Annotated in this window: 24 protein-coding genes and 1 tRNA gene; 18 read left to right on the top strand and 7 right to left on the bottom strand. The window is 62.0% G+C overall.

Annotated elements, in window-relative coordinates:
• Positions 1-25 precede the first annotated feature (25 nt).
• From oppB to G5134_RS04440, 5 genes are all read left to right on the top strand, one after another.
• Positions 26-946: an oligopeptide ABC transporter permease OppB gene (oppB, locus tag G5134_RS04460; protein ID WP_005302198.1), complete on the top strand. Its 921-nt coding sequence runs from the start codon at positions 26-28 to the stop codon at positions 944-946.
• A 14-nt stretch (positions 947-960) separates the two neighbouring features.
• Complete coding sequence (gene oppC, locus G5134_RS04455) at positions 961-1872, top strand: oligopeptide ABC transporter permease OppC (protein WP_005302192.1); 912 nt, start codon at positions 961-963, stop codon at positions 1870-1872.
• 118 nt (positions 1873-1990) lie between these two features.
• A complete protein-coding gene (locus tag G5134_RS04450; RefSeq protein ID WP_195879238.1) occupies positions 1991-2971 on the top strand; it encodes an ABC transporter ATP-binding protein in 981 nt (326 codons plus the stop codon).
• Positions 2972-3967, top strand: a complete 996-nt coding sequence (gene oppF, locus G5134_RS04445) for a murein tripeptide/oligopeptide ABC transporter ATP binding protein OppF (RefSeq protein WP_005302185.1) — start codon at positions 2972-2974, stop codon at positions 3965-3967. It begins immediately after the preceding gene.
• Positions 3968-4269: 302 nt separating this feature from the next.
• Complete coding sequence (locus tag G5134_RS04440) at positions 4270-5214, top strand: TerC family protein (RefSeq protein ID WP_421231906.1); 945 nt, start codon at positions 4270-4272, stop codon at positions 5212-5214.
• 57 nt (positions 5215-5271) lie between these two features.
• On the opposite strand, the gene alr is transcribed toward G5134_RS04440, so the two are convergent.
• Positions 5272-6498 (bottom strand): alanine racemase, encoded by a 1227-nt coding sequence (gene alr, locus G5134_RS04435; RefSeq protein ID WP_011706424.1) that lies wholly within the window; start codon positions 6496-6498, stop codon positions 5272-5274.
• A 189-nt stretch (positions 6499-6687) separates the two neighbouring features.
• Here alr and G5134_RS04430 point away from each other — a divergent pair, with 189 nt between their 5' ends.
• On the top strand, positions 6688-7143 hold the full coding sequence (locus G5134_RS04430) for a methyltransferase family protein (RefSeq protein ID WP_421231905.1): 456 nt from the start codon (positions 6688-6690) through the stop codon (positions 7141-7143).
• 75 nt (positions 7144-7218) lie between these two features.
• Here G5134_RS04430 and G5134_RS04425 read toward each other — a convergent pair whose 3' ends face one another.
• From G5134_RS04425 to G5134_RS04410, 4 genes are all read right to left on the bottom strand, one after another.
• A complete protein-coding gene (locus tag G5134_RS04425) occupies positions 7219-8478 on the bottom strand; it encodes a dicarboxylate/amino acid:cation symporter (RefSeq protein ID WP_421231904.1) in 1260 nt (419 codons plus the stop codon).
• Between the two features lie 205 nt (positions 8479-8683).
• Positions 8684-9160: a CC0125/CC1285 family lipoprotein gene (locus G5134_RS04420; RefSeq protein ID WP_050598724.1), complete on the bottom strand. Its 477-nt coding sequence runs from the start codon at positions 9158-9160 to the stop codon at positions 8684-8686.
• 138 nt (positions 9161-9298) lie between these two features.
• Positions 9299-9375, bottom strand: a tRNA-Pro gene (locus G5134_RS04415).
• A gap of 226 nt (positions 9376-9601) precedes the next feature.
• Positions 9602-10945, bottom strand: a complete 1344-nt coding sequence (locus G5134_RS04410; RefSeq protein ID WP_421231903.1) for a dihydroorotase — start codon at positions 10943-10945, stop codon at positions 9602-9604.
• Between the two features lie 79 nt (positions 10946-11024).
• On the opposite strand from G5134_RS04410, the gene G5134_RS04405 reads away from it, so the two are divergent.
• Positions 11025-11909 (top strand): 6-carboxytetrahydropterin synthase, encoded by an 885-nt coding sequence (locus G5134_RS04405; RefSeq protein ID WP_421231902.1) that lies wholly within the window; start codon positions 11025-11027, stop codon positions 11907-11909.
• Between the two features lie 75 nt (positions 11910-11984).
• Here G5134_RS04405 and G5134_RS04400 read toward each other — a convergent pair whose 3' ends face one another.
• Positions 11985-13985, bottom strand: coding sequence for a methyl-accepting chemotaxis protein (locus tag G5134_RS04400; RefSeq protein WP_421231901.1), 2001 nt, complete (start codon positions 13983-13985; stop codon positions 11985-11987).
• A 262-nt stretch (positions 13986-14247) separates the two neighbouring features.
• On the opposite strand from G5134_RS04400, the gene hinT reads away from it, so the two are divergent.
• The 10 genes from hinT to G5134_RS04350 all read left to right on the top strand — a co-directional run bounded on the left by hinT (position 14248) and on the right by G5134_RS04350 (position 24348).
• Positions 14248-14598 (top strand): purine nucleoside phosphoramidase, encoded by a 351-nt coding sequence (gene hinT, locus G5134_RS04395; RefSeq protein WP_010633658.1) that lies wholly within the window; start codon positions 14248-14250, stop codon positions 14596-14598.
• Positions 14598-16043, top strand: a complete 1446-nt coding sequence (locus G5134_RS04390; RefSeq protein ID WP_421231900.1) for a COG3014 family protein — start codon at positions 14598-14600, stop codon at positions 16041-16043. Before hinT ends, G5134_RS04390 begins: the two co-directional genes overlap by 1 nt.
• Before the next feature lie 68 nt (positions 16044-16111).
• Positions 16112-16510: a YcfL family protein gene (locus tag G5134_RS04385; RefSeq protein WP_010633660.1), complete on the top strand. Its 399-nt coding sequence runs from the start codon at positions 16112-16114 to the stop codon at positions 16508-16510.
• Positions 16510-17106, top strand: a complete 597-nt coding sequence (gene lpoB, locus G5134_RS04380) for a penicillin-binding protein activator LpoB (protein WP_005302153.1) — start codon at positions 16510-16512, stop codon at positions 17104-17106. Before G5134_RS04385 ends, lpoB begins: the two co-directional genes overlap by 1 nt.
• Positions 17096-17950, top strand: a complete 855-nt coding sequence (locus G5134_RS04375) for a phosphotransferase (RefSeq protein WP_065017996.1) — start codon at positions 17096-17098, stop codon at positions 17948-17950. Before lpoB ends, G5134_RS04375 begins: the two co-directional genes overlap by 11 nt.
• 62 nt (positions 17951-18012) lie before the next feature.
• Positions 18013-18870 (top strand): DUF6279 family lipoprotein, encoded by an 858-nt coding sequence (locus G5134_RS04370; protein ID WP_017764232.1) that lies wholly within the window; start codon positions 18013-18015, stop codon positions 18868-18870.
• Between the two features lie 67 nt (positions 18871-18937).
• Positions 18938-19444 carry a hypothetical protein gene (locus tag G5134_RS04365; RefSeq protein WP_082970083.1) on the top strand — a complete coding sequence of 169 codons (507 nt, stop codon included), beginning with the start codon at positions 18938-18940 and terminating at the stop codon, positions 19442-19444.
• 147 nt (positions 19445-19591) lie between these two features.
• Positions 19592-21394, top strand: a complete 1803-nt coding sequence (secD, locus tag G5134_RS04360; protein WP_050560555.1) for a protein translocase subunit SecD — start codon at positions 19592-19594, stop codon at positions 21392-21394.
• Positions 21395-21506: 112 nt separating this feature from the next.
• Entirely contained in the window at positions 21507-22421 is a 915-nt protein-coding gene (gene secF, locus G5134_RS04355) for a protein translocase subunit SecF (RefSeq protein WP_005302136.1), read from the top strand.
• A 307-nt stretch (positions 22422-22728) separates the two neighbouring features.
• Positions 22729-24348, top strand: coding sequence for a methyl-accepting chemotaxis protein (locus G5134_RS04350; RefSeq protein WP_065017997.1), 1620 nt, complete (start codon positions 22729-22731; stop codon positions 24346-24348).
• 49 nt (positions 24349-24397) lie between these two features.
• On the opposite strand, the gene G5134_RS04345 is transcribed toward G5134_RS04350, so the two are convergent.
• The gene (locus tag G5134_RS04345) at positions 24398-25000 is read right to left on the bottom strand and encodes a DUF924 family protein (RefSeq protein WP_065017998.1); all 603 of its coding nucleotides are present in this window, start codon (positions 24998-25000) and stop codon (positions 24398-24400) included.
• A 204-nt stretch (positions 25001-25204) separates the two neighbouring features.
• Here G5134_RS04345 and G5134_RS04340 point away from each other — a divergent pair, with 204 nt between their 5' ends.
• A complete protein-coding gene (locus G5134_RS04340; protein WP_017764238.1) occupies positions 25205-25345 on the top strand; it encodes a hypothetical protein in 141 nt (46 codons plus the stop codon).
• The last annotated feature ends 1 nt before the right edge of the window (position 25346 follow it).

Here is a 25346-nt window from a genome sequence, read left to right as displayed (position 1 = left end):
AAGCAGTACAGGACAGGAATTGTCTATGTTGAAATTCATTTTTAAACGTCTACTGGAAGCGATCCCGACTCTGCTGGTCTTGATCACCGTCTCCTTCTTCATGATGCGTTTCGCGCCGGGTAACCCCTTCAGCAGCGAACGCACCCTGCCACCCGAAGTGATGGCCAACATCGAAGCCAAATATGGCCTCGACAAGCCGATCGGGGTGCAATATCTCACCTATCTGGGCAACCTGGTGCAGGGGGATCTCGGTCCTTCCTTCAAGTACAAGGACTTCACCGTCAATGATCTGGTGAGCCAGGCACTGCCGGTTTCCGCCAAGATAGGCTCCTTCGCCTTTCTGTTTGCGGTGACGCTGGGGGTCACCTTCGGCACCATTGCCGCCCTCAAACAGAATACCGTCATCGACTACCTGTTGATGTCGTCGGCCATGGCCGGGGTGGTGATCCCAGGCTTTGTGCTGGCGCCCCTGCTGGTGCTGTTCTTCAGTATCCATCTGGGCTGGTTCCCGGCCGGTGGCTGGCAGGGTGGTGGCGTGCAGTTCATGGTGCTGCCGGTGTTCGGCATGATGATGTATTACATCTCCGCCATCTCGCGGATCATGCGGGGCAGCATGATCGAGACAATGAACTCCAACTTCATCCGTACCGCCCGCGCCAAGGGACTGCCGCTGCGCCACATCATCCTGAAACACGCGCTGCGCCCGGCCATGCTGCCGGTGGTCTCCTACTTGGGCCCTGCCTTCGTCGGCATCATCACGGGTTCCGTGGTGATCGAGACCATCTTCGGTCTGCCGGGGATTGGCCAGCTGTTCGTCAACGGTGCTCTCAACCGTGATTACTCCATGGTGCTCGGTCTGACCATTCTGGTCGGTGCCCTCACCATCACCTTTAACGCCGTGGTCGATATTCTCTATGCCTTTATCGATCCCAAGATCCGTTACTAAGCCGGGAGTACATCATGGTTGTCACAACTGAAAAACGCGAAGCCATCGAGGCGTTCGCCCAGAAAGTGGAAGTGGTGGAAGGACGCTCCCTGTGGAAGGATGCCCGTCGCCGTTTCCTGCGCAACAAGGCGGCCCTGACCAGCCTTATCATTCTCTCCATCATCGGCTTGGCGGTAATAGTGGGGCCCCATCTGTCCCAGTACACCTTTGACGATCCTGACTGGGGCGCCATGCAGACCGGCCCCGACATGGAGACCGGCCACTGGTTCGGTACCGACAGCCTGGGGCGCGATCTGTTCGTGCGCACCCTGCTTGGCGGGCGCATCTCGCTGATGGTCGGCATCATGGGGGCCATGGTGGCCGTCATCATCGGCACCCTGTACGGCGCGGCATCCGGTTTCATCGGCGGTCGGGTCGACAGCCTGATGATGCGGGTACTGGAGATCCTCAACGCCTTCCCCTTCATGTTCTTCGTGATCATGCTGGTGACCTTCTTCGGCCGCAACCTGGCGCTCATCTTCATCGCCATCGGTGCGGTGAGCTGGCTCGACATGGCGCGGATCGTCCGTGGCCAGACCCTGAGCCTCAAGAGCAAGGAGTTCATCGAGGCGGCTCACGTCTGCGGCGTCTCCAAGTGGAAGATCATCACCCGTCATATCGTGCCTAACGTGCTGGGGATAGTGGCGGTCTACGCCACCCTGCTGGTGCCGGGCATGATCATGTTCGAATCCTTCCTGAGCTTCCTGGGGCTGGGGGTGCAAGAGCCCATGACCAGCTGGGGCGCCCTGCTGGATGAAGGCTCCAAGTCGATGGAAGTGGCCATCTGGCAACTCCTGTTCCCCGCCGGTTTCATGGTGGTGACCCTGTTTTGCTTCAACTTCCTCGGGGATGGTCTGCGTGACGCCCTCGATCCGAAGGATCGCTGAGAAAGCGGCGAAAGAGCGTTGGAACAACGCGCCGAAGGGCCGCACAGTGCGGCTCAATCGGGCGGACAGCGCATCGGATCGACAGGAAAACGTCACGAAAGATCGATAAGGAGTTTTTATGAAGTTACTGGATGTAAAAGATCTGCGGGTCGAGTTCAAGACCCCGGACGGCAATGTGGTAGCGGTCAACGACCTCAACTTCTCTCTCTCTGCCGGCGAGACCCTGGGTATCGTCGGGGAATCCGGTTCGGGCAAGTCCCAGACCGCGTTCGCCATCATGGGGCTGCTGGCCAAGAACGGCATCATCACAGGGTCTGCCAAGTTTCAGGGCGACGAGATCCTCAATCTGCCGGAGCACAAGCTCAACAAGATCCGCTCCGAGAAGATCGCCATGATCTTCCAGGACCCCATGACCTCGCTCAATCCCTACATGAAGGTGAAGGATCAGCTGATGGAAGTGCTGATGCTGCACAAGGGGGTCAGCAAGGCCGAGGCGTTCGAGGAGTCGGTGCGCATGCTGGATGCGGTGAAGATCCCCGAGGCGCGCAAGCGGATGGGGATGTATCCGCACGAGTTCTCCGGCGGCATGCGCCAGCGGGTGATGATCGCCATGGCGCTGTTGTGCCGGCCGCAACTGCTCATCGCCGATGAACCGACCACGGCGCTGGACGTGACGGTACAGGCCCAGATCATGACTCTGATGAACGAGCTCAAGCGCGAGTTCAACACCGCCATCATCATGATCACCCATGACCTTGGCGTGGTGGCCGGCATCTGCGACAAGGTGCTGGTGATGTACGCCGGCCGTACCATGGAGTACGGCAAGGTCAACGACATCTTCTATCGCCCGAGCCACCCCTATACCGAAGGCTTGCTGCGCGCCATTCCCCGCCTCGATACCGAAGGGGAAGTGCTGCCCACCATCCCGGGCAATCCGCCCAACCTGCTGCGTCTGCCCACCGGCTGCCCCTTCCAGGAGCGCTGCCACCGGGTGAGCGAGATTTGCGGCCGGCAATCCCCAGTTCTGACGCCGTTCAACGACGGCCGGGAGCGGGCCTGCCACTGGGTATCGGATGCCATGATCAAGGGAGTGAACTAAATGGGGACTGACAAGAAACTGCTGCTGGAAGTGTCCGACCTCAAGGTCCACTTCAGCATCAAGAGTGACAAGGCCTGGCCCTGGGCCAAACCCTCCGCCCTGAAGGCGGTGGACGGGGTGACTCTGCGCCTTTACGAAGGGGAGACCCTGGGCGTGGTGGGGGAGTCGGGTTGCGGCAAGTCCACCTTTGCCCGGGCGCTGATCGGCCTGGTGCCGGCCACCGACGGCAAGGTGGTGTGGCTTGGCAACGATCTGACCAAGCTCGACCAGAAGGCGCTGCGCGAAAAACGCAAGGAGATCCAGATGATCTTCCAGGATCCGCTGGCCTCCCTCAACCCGCGCATGACCATAGGTGACATCATCGCCGAGCCCCTCATCACTTTCTACCCGGCCCTGCCGAAGGAGGAGGTGAAAGAGAAGGTGCGCGCCATGATGAGCAAGGTGGGGCTCTTGCCCAACCTGGTCAACCGCTACCCACACGAGTTCTCCGGTGGCCAGTGCCAGCGCATCGGCATCGCCCGGGCGCTGATCCTCGAGCCCAAGATGATCATCTGTGACGAGCCGGTGTCGGCGCTGGATGTGTCGATCCAGGCCCAGGTGGTCAACTTGCTCAAATCCATCCAGAAGGAGATGGGGCTGTCGCTCATCTTCATCGCCCACGACCTGTCGGTGGTCAAGCATATCTCCGACCGGGTGCTGGTGATGTATCTGGGCAATGCGGTGGAGCTGGGGACCGGCAAGGAGATCTTCGCCAACCCCTTGCACCCCTATACCAAGGCGCTGATGTCGGCGGTGCCCATTCCGGATCCGGATCTGGAGCGCAGCAAGACCATCCAGATCCTGGAAGGGGAGCTGCCATCGCCGATGAATCCGCCCTCAGGCTGCGTGTTTCGTACCCGCTGCCCGGTGGCCGGTCCGGAGTGCGCCAAGACCCGGCCCCAGCTTGAGGGCAACTTTGACCATGCGGTCTCTTGCCTCAAGGCCGATCCGCTCTGATGGATGAGTCGCAACGAAAAAACGGGGCGCCCAGGTGGCGCCCCGTTTTTTTTGCGAGAGAGATGAAGATGCCCCTTGGCGTTCGCTTTTGCCGCTGTTACTATCCGCCGCACAAGGGGAGTAACTTCTCGCCGGTTTGTCGTCATTACGGTGCACCCATATCCTGCAGTGCACCCGGCAGCCGGGCAGTCGATGAAAATCGGCTGTAAGTGAGACCTTGCCGAGAGGCAAGGTGTATCTGCTCCAGACGCGAACCCACTGCCTCCCGGCCGTGGGTTTTGTCGTTTTTGGGAGAAGTTAAAATGGGTGAATGGTGGATGTGGGCCGGTTTCTTCAGCATAGTGCTGGTCCTGTTATGGATTGATATCCGCTTTGTCGGTGGCGGCAAGGCGCACAAGGTGTCGCTTAAAGAGGCAGGTGTCTGGTCCCTCATCTGGGTCAGCGTGGCGCTCCTCTTCAACCTGGCCATCTGGCTCTGGCTGGATCACAGCGCCGGCCGTGAAATTGCCAACCAGAAGGGGCTGGAGTTCCTCACCGGCTACCTCATCGAGAAGGCGCTGGCGGTGGACAACGTCTTCGTCTGGTTGATGCTGTTCGGCTACTTTGCCATTCCGGCCGAGCTGCAGCGCCGGGTGCTGCTGTACGGGGTACTGGGTGCCATCGTGATGCGGGCCGGCATGGTATTCGCCGGCAGCTGGCTCATCGAGCAGTTCCACTGGATCCTCTACCTGTTCGGCGCCTTCCTGCTGTTGACCGGGGTCAAGATGCTGTGGGCGGCCGACAAGGAGCCGGATCTGGCCAACAACCCGCTACTGGGCTGGATGCGTCGCCGCTTCAAGGTGACCGAGACCCTGGAGGGGGAGAACTTCTTCGTCTGGCGCGATGGGGTGCGCTACGCCACGCCGCTGCTGCTTATTTTGGTGCTGGTGGAGGTGAGCGATCTCATCTTCGCGGTGGACAGCATCCCGGCCATCTTCGCGGTGACCACGGATCCCTTCATCGTGCTGACCTCCAACATCTTCGCCATCATGGGTCTGCGTGCCATGTACTTCCTGCTGGCCGGGGTGGCCGAGCGCTTCGCCCTGCTCAAATACGGCCTGGCACTGATCCTGATGTTTATCGGGGTCAAGATGCTGCTGCTGGATATCTTCAAGATCCCCACCGGCATCGCGCTCGGGGTTGTAGCATTGATCCTGCTGGCCTCCATGGGGCTGAGCCTCTGGGTGACCCGCAAGAAAACGGCATAATTGGCAAACAAGCAAAAGGGCTCCCGCGGGAGCCCTTTTTTTATGGCAAAGAGTGACTTAGCGCTTGATCTTCTTGGGGTTGGTGTAGCCCCAGATGGTGTACATGTCCGCCAAGAGGGCACCGTTGTACTCCTCCAGATCCGCCTGTTTCACCTCGGCTTCACCCTGGCGGCCAAACAGCACCACCTCGTCACCGGGTTTGACCCCCTTGAGGTCAGTCACGTCCACCATGATGGTGTTCATGGAGGTCTTGCCGACGACCGGCACCTTCTGGCCCTGGATCAGCACATAGGCCTTGTTGCTCAGCGCCCGGCGATAGCCGTCGGAGTAGCCCAGCGGCAGGTTGGCGAGCCAGGAGTCGCGCTTGAGGGTGAAGGTGCGGTCATAACCGACTGTGTTGCCGGCCGGGTAGTGGTTGACGGAGGCAACTTGGGTCTTGAACGCCATCACCCGCTTGTACTCGGTGTAGGAGGGGATGGAGTCACCGTACAGCAGGCCGCCCGGGCGTACCATGTCGAAGTAGGCGTCCGGCACTTCCAGGGTGGCGAAGGAGTTGGCTGCGTGGATGGTGATCTTGCTGCGATCCAGCTTGCCCGCTTCCAGCAGCCACTGGGAGTCCAGCTTGAACTGGGCCAGCCCCATCTTGACGTCCTCTTTCTCCTCCACCGGGAAGTGGGTCATGATGCCGACCGGGGTGATCCCCTTGAGCTTGAGCATGGCCAGCGCATCTTCCTTGGAGTCAGCCAGGCGCAGATCGATGCCGTTGCGGCTCATGCCGGCGGAGTTGAGCGCGATGTGCACCGGGATATTGGTGTGGTGGCGCTGGGCGATGTCGGCGATGCCCTGGGCACTCACCAGGCTGCCGATAAGCTCTTCCATCTTGTAGGGCAGGGCCTGTTCCACTTCGGCCGGGGTGGCGGCACGTACCCGCATCAGGCGGCCGGTGAAGCCCTTCTCGCGGGCGACACGGGCCTCTTCGTTGCTGGCGATGCCGATGCAGGGGATGCCGGCCTTGACCACCGAGGGCACCAGCAGGTCGATGCCGTGACCGTAGGCGTCGGCCTTCATGATGGCGCAGATCTTCGGCCCCTTGTCACCGAGGCGATCCTTGAGGGTCTGGATGTTGTGCTCGAAGGCGCCGAGATCGACTTCCAGCCAGGCATTGCTGGCGGTCTGCACTTCGCCGTTGCGATGATCGCTGGCGAGCGGCAGGTAAGGGGCCGCGACAGCCTGACCGGCCAGCAGGCCCAGGATCAGCGTGGCCAGCAGTGTCTTCTTGTGCATGGGGTGGTTCCTTTTTTATTGTTTGGGTTGAGGTGCATGACGGCCGCTAGGGGCCGTTTTCACGCAGATGGGATAAAGTGTAGCCAAGGCATTGTTATTGTTATGAACTTTGACAATTTTCCAGGGCGCTATTCCCGTCGGGAAGTGTAACGCAAGGTGCCGATCGTGGCACCCTCCAGGAGTCAATAGATGATGAGTCTTGAGTGTCGAGTGCCACCGCTGCTGCTGTTTGGCCTGATCGTGGCGGCCATGCTGGGATGGGGGGGCGTAGCAGAGAGCAATTCTGGCGCCGGTTGGCGGCTGGCCGCTCTGTTGCTAGCGGTGCTGGGCACTGTGTTTGGCTTGGGGGGCGTACTGCGCTTTCGCCGCCAGGGTACCACGGTGACGCCGCTGCACCCGGAGCAGGCCAGTGCGCTGGTAACGGGCGGGCTCTATCGCCTCAGCCGCAATCCCATGTACCTGGGGCTGCTCTGCTGGACGATGGCGCTGGCCTGTTATCTGGGCGGGCTGCTGGTGTGGCTCGGTCCGCTGCTGCTGTGGGGCTGGCTCAGCCGCTGGCAGATAGTGCCGGAGGAGCGGGCTCTGCGGGCCCGCTTTGGCGATGGCTATGCCGATTATTGCCGGCGGGTGAGGCGTTGGTGCTGAGCCTTGCCGTGTCGCCATGAGACATAAAAAAACGGCCCGCGTCTGCGGGCCGTTTTGATGGAGGTGATGCGGGGATCACGCCTTGGCGGTGTCCACCTCCCCCAGAGGTTCGGTTTCACCCAGGCTGTCCTCGCTCTTGGCCACCACGCTGGCGGCGATGGCGTTGCCTAGCACGTTGGTGGCGGAGCGACCCATGTCGAGGAAGTGGTCGATGCCGAGCAGCAGCAGGATTCCCGCTTCCGGAATGTGGAACTGATTGAGGGTGGCGGCAATCACCACTAGGGAGGCGCGCGGTACGCCGGCCATCCCCTTGGAGGTGACCATCAGCAGCAGCAGCATGGTGATCTGCTGGGCCATGGAGAGCTCGATGCCGTAGGCCTGGGCGATAAACATCACCGCGAAGGTGCAGTACATCATGGAGCCATCCAGGTTGAAGGAGTAGCCCATCGGCAGCACGAAGCTGGCGATGCGTTTGTCACAACCGAACTTCTCCAGACGATCCAGGGTCTTCGGGTAGGCAGCTTCGGAGCTGGCGGTGGAGAAGGCCAGCAGGATCGGCTCGCGGATCATCGCCAGCAGGGTCACGATGCGGCGGCGGATAAACAGGCTACCCATGGCGATCAGCAGCAGCCAGAGGCAACCCAGTGCCAGGTAGAACTGCGCCATGAAGGTGCCATAGGTGGCAAGGATGCCGAGCCCTTCCTTGGCGACCATGGCGGCGATTGCACCAAACACCGCGAACGGGGCGAAGTTCATCACGTAGCCGGTCACTTTGAGCATGATCTCGGCGGCGCTGGCCATCAGCATCACCACCGGTTTGGCGGCATCACCCAGCGCGGCGGCAGCCAGTCCGAAAAAGAGGGAGAACACCACGATCTGCAGGATCTCGTTGGTGGCCATCGCCTCGATCACGCTTTTTGGAATGGCGTGGGTGACGAAATCCTTGAGAGAGATGGCGCTGGCAACCACGCCGGAGCTGGCGGTGTCGTCAGGCAGGGAGAGGGAGAGCCCCACGCCCGGTTGCATCAGGGTGACCATCACCAGACCCAGGGTCAGCGACAGCAGGGAGGCCAGCATGAACCAGCCGAGGGTCTTGACGCCGATGCGGCCCACGGTGCGGGTATCGCCCATCTTGGCGATGCCGACCACCAGGGTGGTGAACACCAGGGGGGCGATGATCATCTTGATCAGACGCAGGAAGATATCGGTCAACAGGGTGATGTCGCTGGCAAAGCCGGCGGCCTGATCAGGGGCAAACATCCGATAGCCCTGGCCAGTCAGGATACCAACCAGCATCGCGATGAGGATGGCAACCGTCAATTTGTTCATTTTCATGGGGTGGGTCCCAGTTTTGATAAGTGCAGAGCGTTTCAAGCGGCAAGGGTGCCGCTTCAGTCCGTTTTTGTGATCCGAGCCGTAGATTCCTGACAGCCGGTGTGCTGGCAGCATGCCTAATCCGGGGGGGTAAATCCAGCGCCTTGTGGCAGAATTTTATCTTGTCATTAGTTGTATGTGATATAGATCTTGCAATTTAGCTATATTAATCGCTGCTTATTTTAATGTTTGCAAGATAATCGGCTTTCATGGTTTGGTCGTTTTTCGCGCTGCGAGTGAGGGTGAAGATGAGCAACGCCGAGATGCGGTGCTCCACGGTGCGCTGATCCAGAAAGGGATCTGGCTCGTCGTCATCGAACCCGAACAGGGGGCGACTGGGCGTCACCCTGACCGCGTCCCGCTGCAGAGTCAACTCATTGACTTCAAGCCACTGATAACCTTCGGCTTGTGCCACTTCGCCCGCCCGTTTCAGCACGTACTTGCGGGCGGTTTCCCGGCTCACCAGATCGTTGCCGACAAACTCCAGCTGCCACTTGTCCGGCCCGAGCCGGGTCTGGGAGAAGCCGGTCTGGCCGTTCCAGAACGAGGGCTTGCTGTGATAGGGGGTGGCACAGCCGAGCAGCAGGGCGGCGCAGAGGCAGGCCAGCAGCAGGACGGGCACAGAGGGACGGGGAGAGGGCATCTCGATCACCGGTTGGCAGCAGAGGGCTTCACTACAGCACAAAGCCATGGGGGGCACAATCGGGGGGCCGCTTCCTACGATGGCGCGCCTGAAAGAAAAAAGGCCTTGTCGTTTGACAAGGCCTTTCTCGGGGAATGATGGTCGGCGTGAGAGGATTTGAACCTCCGACCCCTGACACCCCATGACAGTGCGCTACCTGGCTGCGCTACACGCCGACGAAGTCAGTCTGAGCTGACGGGGGCTGAGTTTATGGAGATGGACCCGACCTGTCAACAAGGAAACCGCGGCGGCGGTGCGTTCGCCTGCTTTGCGAACAATCGGCGCTTAAAGTGCCGCCACTTGCCCAAAAACCGCCCATCGCGGGGTTGAGAACCCCTTAAAACAAGCAGGCCGCCCGGGTGGGCGGCCTGTGACGGTGACGGTGGCACCGATTGAGAGGGATCAGCGGTTGAAGGTGAGCCGCTTGCCCAGCACCTCGTTGGTGACCTGACCGTTTTGCCAGGCGATCTGGCCGTTGACCAGGGTCATCTCCACCGTGCTGTGGAAACGGTAGCCGTTGAAGGGCGACCAGCCGCACAGGTAGAGCAGGTTGCTGTCGTTGATCACGTAGGGCTTGCCCAGATCCAGCAGCACCAGGTCGGCGAAGTAACCCTCGCGGATGTAGCCGCGATCCTGCACCTGGAAGCGCTCGGCTACCGCGTGGGAGGTTTTCTTGACGATGGTCTCCAGCGAGAATACCCCGTTGTGGTAGAGCTCCAGCAGGGCCAGCAGGGAGTGCTGCACCAGCGGCACGCCGGACGGCGCCTTGAAGTAGCTGTTCTGCTTCTCTTCCCAGGTGTGGGGGGCGTGGTCGGTGGCGATGATGTCGAGCACGTCATTGCGCACCGCATCCAGCAGGGCGTGCTGGTCGGCGGCGCTCTTCACCGCCGGGTTGCACTTGATCTGGCTGCCCAGGGTGTCGTAGTCCGCCTCGTTGAAGAACAGATGGTGAACGCACACCTCGGCGGTGATGTTCTTGTCCTTGAGATCCTTCAGATCCGGGGTGGCGGTGAAGAGCGACAGCTCTTTCGCCGTGGTCAGGTGCAGCACGTGCAGCTTGGCGCCGTACTGCTTGGCCAGGGAGACCGCCAGGCTGGAGGATTTGTAGCAGGCATCGGCGCTGCGGATGCGGCCGTGCTCGCGCATCGGCACATCCTCGCCCCACTTGGCGCGGGCTTCGTCTTCCAGCACCTTGATGGTGGGGGTGTCCTCGCAGTGGGTGACGATCATCACCGGGCTTTCGCGGAAGATGGCGGCCAGGGTCTCCTGGTTGTCCACCAGCATGTTGCCGGTAGAGGCACCCATGAAGATCTTGATGCCGCAGGACTGTTTCGGATCGAGCTTCTTGATCTCTTCCAGATTGTCGTTGGTGGCGCCGAGGTAGAAGCTGTAGTTGGCGGCGGAGGAGTTGGCGGCTATCTGGTATTTGGCTTCGAGGGCGTCGAGGGTGGTGGTCTGGGGATTGACGTTGGGCATTTCCATGAAGCTGGTGGTGCCACCGGCCACGGCGGCCCGGGATTCACTGGCGATGGTCCCCTTGTGGGTCAGCCCCGGCTCCCGGAAATGGACCTGATCATCGATCATTCCGGGGATGAGGTGACGGCCCGCGGCATCGATCACCACTGCATCGGGGGCGCTGATATCCGGGGCGATGCGGGCGATCCGTTCCCCCTCGATCAGCACGTCGGAGGCATAGATGCGGCCTTCGTTGACCAGGGTGGCATTCTTGATAAGCAATTTGTTCATGGGGGGTTCCAGTTCCTTTGCCGATAATCGCGGGTCATAATAGCGCAAACCGCCCTTTCTCTGTAGCAAGGCCTGACTGATGAAGTTATTTGTAAAAGATTTGACCGTGATCGACTCCAGCTACCTGTGCGAACGCCGCGGTATGGTGGGGGAGAGCTGGCTGGTGGACATCGAAATGAGCGGCGAGCTCAACGAGATGAGCATGTTGCTGGACTTCGGCCGGGTCAAGAAACTGATCAAGTCGATCATCGACGACGAGGTGGATCACAAGCTGCTGGTGCCGATCGAGTGCCCCCTAGTGCAGGTAGCCCAGCTGGACGGTGACGAGAGCACCGTCGATCTGCTGCGCCCGGGTCGCTCCATTCACCTGCGCTGCCCGAGCCAGGGCTTTGCCTTCATTCCGGCCCCTCAGGTGGACAAGGAGTCCGTCACCCGCTATCTGCTGGCGGTGCTGGCCAAGCGGCTGCCTGGCAACATCAAGGATCTGTCGCTGACCCTGCGCCAGGAGGCCATCGACGGCGCCTTCTACCACTACAGCCACGGCCTCAAGAAGCACGACGGCAACTGCCAGCGCATCGCCCACGGCCACCGCTCTCCCATCGAGATCCACGTGGACGGCGAGCGCGACCAGGAGCTTGAGCTCAACTGGGCCGAGTGCTGGGCCGACATCTATCTTGGGACCGACGAGGATCGGGTGGCCCTCGGCGATCTCGCGTTGAGCGAGCAGGCCAAGGCCATCCTGCAAGAGGCTGGCGAACACTACATCGGCTTCAAGTATGTGGCGCCGCAAGGGCTGTTCCAGCTGGCCATGCCGGCGGCGGAGGTGGAGATGATCGACACCGACACCACCATCGAGCTGCTGGCCCACTATATCGCCCGCGAAGTGAAGAAGATCGTGGGCGACAAGTTCGTCAAGATCGTGGCCTATGAAGGGGTGGGCAAGGGCGCCATCGCCTACGCCTGATCCCGCGCCGCTTGCCAGTAAAAAACAAGGCCCCGCATCTGCGGGGCCTTGTCGTTGCTGGGGTTGGCGTGGGCGTCAGGCGCTGAGCCTAAAGCGCTTGACCAGGCTCTCCTGCTGCTCGGCCAGCGAGTCGAGCTGCTGGCTGGTCTCGGCCACCCGCTCGATCCCCTGATAGTTGAGATCCGAGATGTCGGAGATGCGGTTGAGGTTGGTGGCGATGTCGGCGCTGGTGGCCTGCTGCTGCTCGGCGGCGGAGGCTATCTGGCTCGACATGTCGCTGATGAGCACCACTATGCCCTGTACCTCCTCCATGGCGTTGTTGGCGTGGGAGCTCTGATCCATGCAGCTGTCCATCTCGCGGGAGCACTCCTGCATCACGGTGACCGCCTTGGCGACCCCCTGCTGCAGGTTCTCGATCATGGTCTGGATTTCGCTGGTGGACTGGGCGGTGCGCCCGGCCAGGCTGCGCACCTCGTCGGCCACCACCGCAAAGCCGCGTCCCTGCTCGCCGGCCCGGGCCGCTTCGATGGCGGCATTGAGGGCCAGCAGGTTGGTCTGCTCGGCGATGCCGCGAATGACGTCGAGGATGTTGCCGATCTGGCCGCTCATGGCACTCACGTCGCCAATCACCTTGCCGGTCTGCTGCAGCTTGCCCGCCAGCTGGTGGGTGGTGGTGATGTTGCCGGCCATCACCTTGCGGCCGGTCTCGGAGGCTTTCTCCACGTCCATCACCCGCTCCAGGGTCTGGTTGGCGGCCTGGGCCACCTCGCGCACCGAGGCCTCCATCTGGGTCATGGCGGCGGCGACCGAGGCGGTCTCCTGGCGCTGTTTCTCCAGATCCGCCCGCACCGACTCGGTGGTGTGGCGGTTGTCATGGGCGGCGTTGTTGAGCTGGTTGGAGGCTTGGGAGAGCTGGCTCAGCACCTCGCCCATCTGCTCGATCAGCAGGTTGACCTGGCTGCCGAGCCGGCCGAATTCGTTGTTGCTGCGAAAACCGATGCGCTGGGTCATGTCGCCCTGGGTCACCTCGGTCAGCACCCGCAGCAGCTCCTTGAGCGGACGGCGGATGGCTTTGCCGAGGGTGTAGGCCACCAGGATGGCGATGGTGATGGCGATGACCAGCGCCACCCCCTGGGTGAGGGTGCTCTGGGTCTGTACCTTGCCGGAGGCGCGAATGCTGTTGTTCATCAGCTGCTGGCTCTGGGCGGTGATCTGCTCGAGCTTGCTCTGGATGTTGACGATGAGCTTGCTGGCCTGCTTGCTCTGCTCGCGCATCCGCTCCTGCTGCTGCATCAGCGCCAGGTACTGGGCCAGCACGCCGTCGCTGGCGGTGGTGTCGCGCACGAAGCCGTGCACGTAGTGGCCCATGTTGTTGTCGAACTCCTTGAGCTCCCCCTGCAGATCCTTGATGGTGCTGTTGAAGCCCTCGATCTGCATCTTGTTGCGCTTGAGCGCCGCCTCGATGGGGGCGGGGATGCTCTGGTTGAGGGCATCCATGGTGGAGAGTTCAATGGCGGAGAGCTTGGTGGTCAGGGTCTCGGAGAGCATCTTGATGAAGCTGTCGTCGATGGTGATCATCATGTCGCCGAGGTTCTTCTTGAACTGGGGCAGGCTGACCTGGAACTGGCCCTTGGCCTGATTCACCTTGTAGAGCCGGCTGAGCAGGGCCTGGTGTTCGGTGGGCAGGGTGTCGGTCAGTTGCAGGTAGTCCTTGACCAGCTGGTTGAGCGCGCCGAGCTCCCCCTGCAGCTCCGGGTGTTCCGCCGCCTGTTGGGCAAGGGTGGCGAGAGTCTTGTCGACCTGCGCCTTGGCCTGCTGCAGCTCGGCCACTTCGGCCGGGATCTGCTTGAGATCCTGCTCGGTCAGCACGTCGGTGAGCCACTTGTTGGCGCTGAGCAGGCTGATCTGGGTCTGGCTGCTGGCGATCACCAGCGGCATGGTCTGCCGGGTAACCTGATCCAGCGCCTGATTGAGCTCGCTCTGGCTGCGGAAGGTGAGTACCGAGGTGGCCGCCATCACGGCCACCAGGATGGCAAAGCCAAGATAGACCCTCTGCAAGATGGAGAGGTCTGACATTGTTTGTTTCATTATTGTCCCGCTGTATATGCAAAAGTCCCTTGCCTGAATACCCCGTCCATTTGATACCCTGCTACCACTGTGGGCGAGCAACGTCGGCAGACGTCTTCCGGCTATCGGTATTTTTAACAATAACTGAAGAGAATGGGACAACGGCTGTGTCAAATGTCGGCTTGTGTCACACTTGCCGGGCCTCGATGACGGGCGTTGGAACCGCTTGAGACAGGCATTGAATTTTCTTTTTCATATAAAGGAGTTATCCATGGCGCAAGAAACCATTTTCAGCAAAATCATCCGCAAAGAGATCCCCGCCGACATCCTTTATCAAGACGACCTGGTGACCGCCTTTCGTGACATCCAGCCCAAGGCCAAGACCCATATCCTGATCATCCCCAACGTACTGATCCCCACCGTCAACGATGTGGAGCCGGATCACGAGCTGGCGCTGGGCCGGATGTTCACCGTGGCCCGCAAGCTGGCAAGCGAGGCGGGCATTGCCGAGGATGGCTATCGCCTCATCATGAACTGCAACCGCCACGGCGGGCAGGAGGTCTACCACATCCATCTGCATCTGGTCGGCGGCCAGCCGCTGGGACCCCTGCTCAGCCTGTGATGCCGCGCCTGCCACTGGCCGGTCTGCTGCTGGCCGGTTCCCTGCTGGGGGGCTGCGCCTCCCACTGGCAAGACATGTTCGTCTCCTATTCCGATCAGATGGTGCCGCTGCGCAACCAGCTGCTGCTGGGCCATGCCGCCGAGGCGTTGCCCGAGGTGCGCGACTCCACGCCGGGGGACGATACCTATGTGCTGGACCGGCTCGAGCAGGGGCGCATCGCCTGGCTGGCGAGTCAGGATGCCGCCAGCAAGCAGGCCTTTGCCGCCGCCGACAGCCGGCTGGCGTGGGAAGACAATCAGGCCGAGTACCGGGTCAGCCAGGGGCTGGCCCAGGCGGGCAGCCTGCTCACCAATGACCAGACCATGGTTTACCGTGCGCCCGATTACGAGCGCACCATGCTGCACCACTATCTGGCTCTCAACTACCTGCAGCGCGGAGATGCCGAGGGGGCGCTGGTGGAGGTGCGCCGCGCCAACCAGGTGCAGGAGCAGGCCCTCAAACGGCGGGCCGACGAGGTGCGCAAGGCAAAGCAAAAGAGCGAAGAGGCCGAGGCGGATATCGCGACTGAAGGGGAGATGCGCCAGCTGATGTCGCGCGGCGCCCCCGAGCTCGACCGGCTGATCGGGCGGGTCAAGAACGGTTTCCAGAACGCCTACACCTTCTATTTCTCCGGCGTGCTCTATGAGGCGGCCGGCGATCTCAACGATGCCTGGGTCGACTATCAGCGTGGCTACCAGATAGCACCGGACAACCGCAGCCTGCAGGATGCCTTGTTGCGCCTGGCTGTGCTGCGGGGCGCCGCGGACGAGATCCGTGAGACCGAGAAAAAGGTGGGCCGCAAGGCGCCGCCCCTGGCCAAGAGTCAGGGCCAGCTGGTGGTGCTGTTTGAAGATGGGCTGATCCCGGCGCGGCGCGAGCTGTTCCTGCCGCTGCCCATTGCCACCTTCGGCGGTGATTTTCGCACCTTTACCGTCGCCATCCCCTATTACGATAATCGGGCCAGCGACACCGGGCCGCTCACGGTCTCGGTGGGCAAGCGGGTCGAGCAGACCAGCGAGCTGGTCAGGCTGGAGGCGCTGGCGGCCAAAGATCTGCAGGAGCGGCTGCCCGGCATGCTGACCCGCCAGGCGCTGCGGCTGGTGGCCAAGGAGCAGGTGCGGCGCACCGCGGCCAAGGAAGGGGGCGATGTGGGCAACATTCTGGTGGGGATCTTCAATACCCTCTCGGAGCGGGCTGACACCCGCAGCTGGTTGACGCTGCCGGCGCAGGCATCGAGCTGGCAGGGGATGCTGCCGGCGGGCGACGTGAACCTCACCCTCAGTACTGGTATAGGCGTCGGGGCAGCCCAGCGGCAATTGCCGCTCACCATTCACCAGGGACGCACCACCCTGGTGTGGGTGCAGCGGCTCGGTGCCGGGCTGACAACGCGGGTGATGCCGCTGTGACGGCGAACGATGGCAATACACATGAGTGACCGGTCGGGCCCCTCGGGGTCGCCGGCAAGGAGAGCAAGATGAAAGCACACGGGTTGGCTCTGGGCCTGGTTCTGCTGCTGGCAGGCTGCGCCACCAATACCTCCGGCGTGGCGCTCTATGGGGCGGCGGGCGCCGCGCCAGTGGCGGAGCAGCATCAAAACGTCAATGTCACCCTGACCGAGCTCAGCCGGCGCGAACAGAACGGCCTGCTGCAGGTCAATGTGGCGGCGGCCAGCACCCAGCGCGGTGACAACAAGCTGCAATACCTGTTCTATTGGTATGATGAGGCGGGGCAGGAGGTGGCCAGCGATGGCCGCGGCTGGACGCCGCTCAAGCTGCACGGCTATCAGACCCGCACCCTGTCTGCCCTGGCGCCGAGCCCGGCCGCCCGGGGCTACCGGATTTACGTACGCGAAGTGATTGAGGAATCCTACTGATGAAAATGAATCATGCCCTGCTGATATTGACTGGCGCCCTGCTGCTGGGCGGCTGCTCCAGCACCACCGTCAGCTATGGCGATCCGACCGAAACCGAGACGGTGACCGTCGATTACGGTTCAAGCGATCTGCAGGCCATCGCCGACAAGATGGCGGATTCCATGCTGGCGTCGCCAGCCACCAGCGAGATCACCGCCGGCGGCCGTCCGGTGATGTTCATGGACTCCATCCGCAACAAGACCTCCGAGCACATCGACACCGAGGCCATCACCGACACCATCCGTACCAAGCTGCTGCGGGCCGGCAAGTTCCGCTTCGTCGACATGAGCAAGGTGGCGGCGGTCAAGCAGCAGCTCGAATACCAGCAGAGCAGCGGCATGGTGGATCCCGCCTCCATGGTGCGCCTGGGCAAGCAGACCGGCGCTCGCTACATGGTCTATGGCAACCTCGCCAGCATCGTCAAGGACAACGGCAAGGTGAAGGATGTCTACTACCAGATGACCATGAACCTGATGGATCTGCAAAACGGCGAACTGCTGTGGGCCGATCAGAAAGAGATCCGCAAGCAGGCCAAGAAGTCCACCTTTGGCTGGTAAGTCGAGCGAGGGCTCTCTGGAGGCCACCGAGCGCGCCCTGCTGGCCCGCCTGCCGCCACCCTGGCGCTCGGGCCGGCTGGAGCCATTGGCCAGCGGCCTGACCAACTGCAACTATCGACTGCGCCTCCCCTCGGGGCGCAGTCACTTTTTGCGCCAGGGCCACCCCGATCCGGTGCGCCTTGGCATCGACCGGGCCACCGAATGGCAGCTCTATCAGGGGGCCGTGGGGCAGGGGCTGGCCTTGCCCTGCCATCACAGCGATCCCGCCACTGGCCTGATGCTGCTGGAGTGGTGCGACGAGCCGAACTGGCTGGCGGCGCCGCCCCCGGCCGAGGTGCAGCCCGCGCTGCTGGCCGGGGTGCTGACGCGGCTGCACCGGCTGCCGGTGCCGACCGTGGTGATGGCGGTGCGGGCTCACAGCGCCGGTTATCGTGGCCGGCTGGCCCGGGTGCCGACCTGGCTGCCGGCGCTGGAGCGGGGGCTGCTGGCCAGCTGCGAGCCCGTCGATTGCTGGCTCCCTTGCCATCATGATCTCAATCCGGCTAATTTGTTGGGGAGCCGGCCCTGGGTCATCGACTGGGAGTATGGCGCCGCCGGGCATCCCGGTTTCGAGGTGGCCAGCATCCAGCGCACCCACAACTGGCAGGAGACCCAGCGCGAGGCGCTGGAGCAGGCCTACTGCGAGCAGGCTGGGGCGCAGGTCGGCCCGCGCGGCTTTCAGAGCCGGGCCTTTTTGCCCTGGGTCGACTACATAGGGTTGCTGTGGGCACTGCTGATGGCCGAGCAGCAGCCGGGGCCTGACTACCAGGCGCTGATCGATCTCAACCGGCAGCGGCTGGAGTAGAGGGTCAGGCATTGTGAATCATCCGTATCGACAACCCTGTTTCATCAACATTGGAGCCCTGCATGGTGACCACCTTTTCCTGGCGCAAGCCCAGTAGCTGGAGTCTGCTGCTGCTCTGTCTGCTGCTGGCCGGCTGCTCCACCCGGGTCGTCTATTACTGGCTCGACGTGGCCATCGTCTGGCAGCTGGACGACTACTTCTCGCTGGATCGCAGCCAGAAGCGGCTGCTGGACAACGAAGTGAAGGGGTTGATGGCCTGGCACCGCCAGTATGAGGTACCGCGCTACGCCAAGGATCTCGATGCGCTGGCCAAGGCGGTGGCGAGCCCCATGACCCCGGCCCAGGTCTCCCGCCATCTGGATGCGGCCCAGCAGAGCCTGACCCGTACCCTGGAGGACACGGTGCCGCGGGCCGTGCGGCTGGCGCGCACCCTGACCGAGGCGCAGGTGGCCATGTTCATGAAGGACAGGCTCACCCGTCAGGCCGAGCGGGAAAAGGAGTTTGCCGACAAGCCCAGGGAGGAGATGCTCAAGGAGTTTCGCGACAAGATGAACGAGCGGCTGGTGTTCTGGATTGGCGAGGTTAAGCCGGCCCAGGCCCCGCTGGTGGCCCAGTGGGCCCAGTGGCAGTACGAGCTGCAGGCCCCCTGGCTTGAGTTTCAGACCGCCTGGACCAAGGAGCTGGATCGGCTGATGAAGCAGCGCCAGAGCCAGGACTTCGGCGCCCAGCTCACCGCTCTGCTGCAACAGGGGGACGGTCTGATGGATGGCCGCTTCACCGGCTACACCGACCAGTCGCGCCAGCGCACCGTCAACTGGCTGAGCGATCTCAGCCAGTCGCTGGACATCTCCCAGCGGGCCCACCTCTACAGCCTGCTCAAGGGCTATGCCCGCGATTTCAGGCAGATGTCTGAGGGGTAATGGTTGCGGCCAGCCTGTGGGGAAGGGGGTTGGCGACCCCCTTCATCCTTGTTCCAACGAGCCCCCTGTGGTAGTTTGCCCTTTCTGTTATGCGGGAATTAACTTTTTGAACCTGATCGACAAAGTGAAACTGGTGCTGATGAGCCTGCTCATCTCCCTCGCTCTGTTGTTCTCCACTCTCTCGGTGGAGGGGTTTTCCCTGCCCGTATCCCAGCATCACGCCCAGCATGGTCAGTTGATGGATGACGCCGCGGCGCCGTCCGACGCAGGCCAGGTGAGCCACAGTGCCAGCGACAGCGACGACGGTATCGTCAAGTTTGTCAGCTCCCACCAGAATCATCTGCTGCGGCTCGAGCACTCCCTGCGCAGCGATAACCAGCCCGGCAGCGTGGTGTACGAGCTTGTCACCAGCTGGTCCCAGCAGGCGATCCTGCTGCTGCTGTGCGGCCTGCTGTTCTATGCCGCCCTCTTCTATCGCAAGCACAGTTTCCGCGATCGGTTTGCCACCATCCATCGGCACCGGTTGCAGCGCCAGCACCTGCAATACCGCTTCTGTCAGAGTTACCTCGCCTGATCCCGATGGGGTCAGGTCCTTTCGTACCACCTCATCGCCGCCTGATGCCTGCTCACCGTGCGTGAACGGGCCACTGTCTCATTCCTGTTTTTTTGCGTGCCGCCAGCGTGGCGAGTGCGCCGCCTTCTCCTGACAGAGGCTGATTTCATGAGAAAAAAGAGTCGTATCACTTTGAACCGCATGAATATGTGGCAGTACGCCCTGCTGCTGCTCATGCTGCTCACTTTTACCTTTTACTCCCTGCCCACCTTCTTCGGTGAGCAGCCCTCCCTCGGTCTGCACGGCCAGACCAGCCTGACTGAGGCGCAGCGTACCCTGCTGGCCGACAACCGCATCGAGCCGCTCAAGCTGGTGCAGCAGGGCGAGCGGGTCGAGCTGGTGTTTGCCAACCAGGCCGAGCAGCAGCGCGCCAAGCAGTTGCTTGAGCAGCAGGGCTATGACAGCTCGGCGCTGACCCTGGAGTTCTACTCCAACGCCCCGGGCTGGATCAGCCAGCTCGGCGCCGCCCCCATCAAGCTCGGACTGGACTTGCGCGGTGGCTCCCAGCTGCTGATCGGGGTCGATCTGAGCTTCGTTATCGACAACCAGACCAAGAACCTGGTGGACATGCTGCGCACCCAGTTTCGCGAGGCGCGCCTGCGCGGCGCCAACGTAGCCCGGGTGAGCGAAGGGGAGGTGAGGGTGACCCTGCCTGAGGTGGCCGATCAGGCGCCCTGGCTCACCATCATCAAGGATTCCGCCGGCACCCGGCAGGATCAGTGGACCCTCAAGCGCAGCGGCAACGAGCTGCGGCTGGTGATGAGCGAGGCCGAGCGCACCCTGCTGGCCAACAACGCGGTGACCCAGAACCTGTCGATCCTGAAAAAGCGGATCAACGAGCTCGGCATCGTCGAGGCCTCGGTCCAGCGCCAGGGGCAGGACGGCATTCGCATCGAGCTGCCGGGGGTGCACAATCCCAAGCAGGCGAAAGAGGTGATCGGGGCCACCGCCTCGCTGGCCTTCTACGAAGCCCAGGCCGACAGCCGCTTCTTCATGGCGGATCGCAGCGGCCAGGCGATTGGCTTGGCTCGCAAGCCGGTGCTGACCGGTGAGCACATCGTCGATGCCCGCGCCAACATGGGTGAGATGGGGCAACCCCAGGTCAACATCGTGCTCGACAGCCTGGGTGGCAGCAAGATGAACCAGTTCAGCCGCCAGCACGTGGGCAAGCCGATGGCCACCGTCTTCACCGAGTACAAGACCAATGCCCAGGGCAAGCTGCGGGCCCAGAGCGAGGTGATCAACGTCGCCACCATCCAGACCGCCCTTGGCAACCAGTTCCGCATCACCGGGATTGGCAGCGTACCGGAAGCCCAGGAGCTGGCCATGCTGCTGCGGGCCGGCGCCCTCACCGCGCCCCTCAAGATCCTGGAAGAGCGCAGCATAGGCCCGACCCTGGGTCTGCAGAACATCGAGGCGGGCTTCACCGCGCTGGCGTTTGGCATGGCCGGCATGATGCTGTTCATGATGGCCTGGTATCGCAAGTTCGGCTGGGTCGCCATCACGGCGCTCATTGCCAACCTCTTGATGCAGGTGGGCATGCTGGCGGTGCTGCCGGGGGCCGTGCTGACCCTGCCGGGGATCGCCGGCCTGGTGCTCACCGTCGGCATGGCGGTGGATACCCACGTGCTGATTTTTGAGCGGATCAAGGACCGGTTGCGGGAAGGGGGCTCGCTGGCCAACGCCATCGACTTTGGTTACCGCTCGGCGTTTCGTACCATCTTCGATGCCAACATCACTACCCTTATCTGCGCCGTGGTGCTCTATGCCATCGGCTCCGGGCCGCTGCAGGGCTTCTCCATCACCCTGATCCTGGGCCTCATCTCCAGCATGGTGACCGGCATCTGGGGCACGCGCGCCATCATCAACCCCCTGTGGGGCAAGAGCAGCGCCAAGCTGCTGAGGGTGTGACCATGACTAACCACCACCTGTGTCATCACGCCGCGCGTTCGAGCCTGCTCCGCGCCCGCGTCACGCGCTTCCCTGCGGGAAGCCAGAGCCATCTGCTGTCGAGGGAACAAGAATGCTGAGAATGATCATTGCCATGGGGCTGACCCGCTGGCGTTACATCGGCCTGTGGGCCTCCGTGCTGCTGACCGTGGCGAGCATCGCGGTGCTCGCCATCAACGGCCTCTCCCTCGGTCTCGACTTCACCGGCGGCATCCTGCTGGAGTTTCGCATCCAGACCCTGAAGGAGGCCCATGAGCTCAACGCCCTGTTGACGGCCCCCCTGGCGGGCGTAGTCGAGCTGCATGGCGCCGGCGTGCCCGGCGAGTGGCTGATCAAGCTGCCGCCCCACGAGCTGCCCTGGCCGGCCGAAGAGCTGGCGGTGATGCTGGGTCAGCAGCTCAACCTGCCGGTAGAGCTGCTGCGCACCACCATCGTCGGCCCCCAGGTGGGCGCCGAGCTGTTCCAGCAGGGGATGCTGGCGGTGCTGGTGGCCTCGCTTGCCATCTCCGCCTACCTGGCGGTGCGCTTCGAGTGGCGCCAAGCCATCGGCATCCTGGTGTCGGTGCTGCACGACGGTCTGGTGGCGCTGGGGCTGCTGGCGCTGTTCAACATCGAGTTCGATCTCAACGTCATCGCCGGCCTGATGGCGGTGATCGGCTACTCCCTCAACGACAGCATCGTCATCTCCGACCGCTTGCGGGACCTGCTCAGCTCGCGCACCCAGATGGGGATCCACGACTGCTCTGACGTGGCTATCAAGGCCACCTTCAGCCGCACCATGATCACCTCGGGCACCACCCTGTTCACGGTGGGGGCTCTGCTGCTGTTCGGCGGCGACGCTCTCTACGGTTTCTCCTTCACCCTGTTTGCCGGCATCCTGGTGGGCACCATCTCCTCCATCACCGTGGCCTCCACCGTGCAGGAGCTGCTGGGGCTCACGCCGCAGGCTTACCAGAAAAAAGAAGAGGAGCTGGCGGAGGCGGCGTGACCTTCATCGACGGCCGTCACACCGTGGGCCGGCCGGGTCATCCCGAGTGGATATAAGTAGCGAGAAGGAAGACGACATGTCTTCCTTCTTTTTTATTGGCTGGCCGGCGCAGTCGTAGCCGGGTCTTTTTCGCATTCACATTCAGCCAGCGAGGTTATTTTCGGGCCTGGATCTGACCATCGGCAGCGGGTGAAGCGCGAGGGCTGGCAGCAGTGACAGATGTGCAAGGAAGCGCACATTTTACGGGCCATCCGGAGGTTGCCCATCGTCTACACTGCAATGGAGTTTATTAACGGAGTATGCCTTTATGAACATTGCTCGCCGGCTTCAACTCATTGCCCTGCTGGTTATGCTGGCCCTGACCTTTCTCAGCTGGTTCAGCATCAACCGACTCTCTGCTGCCGACACTGATCTCGGTTATGTCACCGACAATACGGTGCCCAGCATCTCCCTCATCAAACAGGTACAAGCCGATTTTTACGCATTGCACGCCTTGCTCCAGACCCATGTGCTCAATACCGACAACAGCAAGATGAATCAGATTGAGACGGGCATTGCAGATCTGCGTACTGAAATCCGCTCTCTGTTGCAAAAATACCAAGCAGAGATGCTCTCCAATGAAGAGGATCGGCAACTGACGACGGATGATCAGCGCATCATTGAGCAATATTATCAGGAGATAGAAAAGGTCCTGATATTGTCTCGCGATAATAAAAACACCGAGGCCAGAGACTTTATCGCCAGCAATGTCATGCCACTGTTCGAACAGTTTTCCAAGGCCATAGATAAGCATGTGAAATTCAACATTGATTTGGGGGCTGCAGTCAAACTGCAGGGTGAAAAGAACTACGACAATAGCCTCCAGACCATGCTGTTTATTTCTTGTGGTACCGGAATATTGACCCTGGTGCTGTTTATCTGGTTGTTCAGACAGGTCGCCAATCCACTGCGGCTGGCAATGGCGACGCTCTCCGATATTCAGCACAATTTGAACTTTACCTTGCGGGCCAAGGTGGCCCAGCAAGATGAGATTGGCCTGACCCTCTCGGCCGTTAACCGTCTGCTGGACACCTTGCAGCAAACCTTTACCGAGTTTTCAGTGGGCAGCCTGCAGATAAAGAGCACGGCCGAGTCGCTCTCCCAGGCGGCTCATCACCTTGCCTCGTCGGCGAGCCAGGCCAACGATGCCACCAGTCTCATTGCCGCCGGGGTGGAAGAGATGACGGTGAGCATCACGGATATTTCCCAGCGAACCCAGGAGGCCAGCCGCATCACCAATGAATCCGGCAAGCTCGCCAGCGATGGGGGGACCACGATAGACAGAACGGTGAAAGCCATCAACGAGATCGCAGAGGCCATTCGTCAGGCTTCCAGTGAAGTGTCGGCATTGGGTGATGGCATTTCCCGGATCGGTGGTGTGGTGAACGTGATCAGCGATGTGGCGGGGCAGACCAACTTGCTGGCGTTGAATGCGGCCATTGAAGCCGCGCGAGCGGGTGAACAGGGTCGAGGTTTTGCCGTGGTAGCTGACGAGGTGCGTAAACTGGCGGAGCGGACGGCCCAATCGACCAGGGAGATCTCGGAGACGGTGGAGGCGATTCAACAGGGCTCCCAGCTCACGGTGACCAAGATGGTTCAGGTGGAAGAGAAAGTGGCGCAGGGGGTGGCCATGGCCACTGAAAGCGGGGAGATCATTACCCAGATCCGTCATGCTTCCCATCGCGTCATGGATCAGGTCGGTGAGATCACCATCGCGATTCGCGAACAGAGCTCGGCGGCGGAGTCCATTGCCCATCAGGTGGAGCAGATTGCCCAGGTGGTCCAGCAGACCAGCAGCACGGCGGAAGAGACATCGGCTGCGGCGGAAGAGTTGAATGTGACCACCGAGAATATTCACCAGCAGATCTCTCGCTATCGCATCCAGTGATCACTATGGGTGCCAGCTCCCCGCCACATGGCGGGGATTTTTTTATGGGTCAGAAACCTGACCCCGGTTGCAGCAGGAAGGCTGCCTCTTCCTCTGTGCTCGCACGGCCCAGGATGGCGTTGCGGTGGGGGAAGCGGCCAAAACGCTCGACGATCACCTGATGGCGGCGGGCAAAGTCGGCAAAGCCGGCGAAGGTCTCCCGCGCCGGGCCCTCAGCCTGTTCGGCCGCCAGTCCCTCGAACAGGGTCACGCTTCTGGCCTGCTGCTCGCGGGATTCGGCGTGTTCCAGCGGCAGGTAGAAAAAGACCCGCCCCAGCGGTGGCAGCGCCAGATCCGCTCCCAGCGAGAGCCCCTTGAGGCAGAGATCCCGCGCCTTGGCATCCTGGGCAAAGGCGGCCGGGGTGCCGCGGTGGATGTTGCGCGGCAGCTGGTCCAGCAGCAGGATCAGGGCCAGCCGGCCCTCGGCCGCCTCTGCCCAGTGGGCGAGCTCGCCGGCGGCTGCTGCTGCGGCCTGGTCACCGAAGCGGCTGGCGAGCAGGGCGTCGGTGGCGCTGTTTTTGCCCCACCAGAGGGGGGCTTGGCGTTTGGCGCGGGTGACGTCGTCACTCTCTTCGCCAAACCAGAATGTGAGCAGCGGTTGCCAGGGTTGCATGGAACACTCCTTGGGCCTGCGGGCACCGGATGAAACAAGGCCAAATGACCCTGATGTGGTTGCTGCCGAACGGGCGGCTTCTGGTTACACTGTGCCATCTTTTCCCGCAATAGGGATCCCCCTTCGGCCGGCATCGCTCTCGACATCGGCAGTTGCCGCCGGTGAACCGTGGGACCCTGACTACCCTGATGAGGATTTTCTGATATGGCCGGAACCAGTTTGTTGGCCCTGATTGACGATATTGCCAGCGTACTCGACGACGTGGCGTTGATGACCAACGTCGTGGCCAACAAGGGCGTGGTGTGCCGCGGGAAGCTCTCTTCTACTGACATAAGGATTCTCTGAT

The organism is Aeromonas sp. 600276, assembly GCF_049175815.1.
Classification (GTDB): domain Bacteria; phylum Pseudomonadota; class Gammaproteobacteria; order Enterobacterales; family Aeromonadaceae; genus Aeromonas; species Aeromonas dhakensis.
The sequence above is the reverse complement of the archived record's forward strand: the minus strand, read 5'-3'. Positions and strand labels throughout refer to the sequence as shown.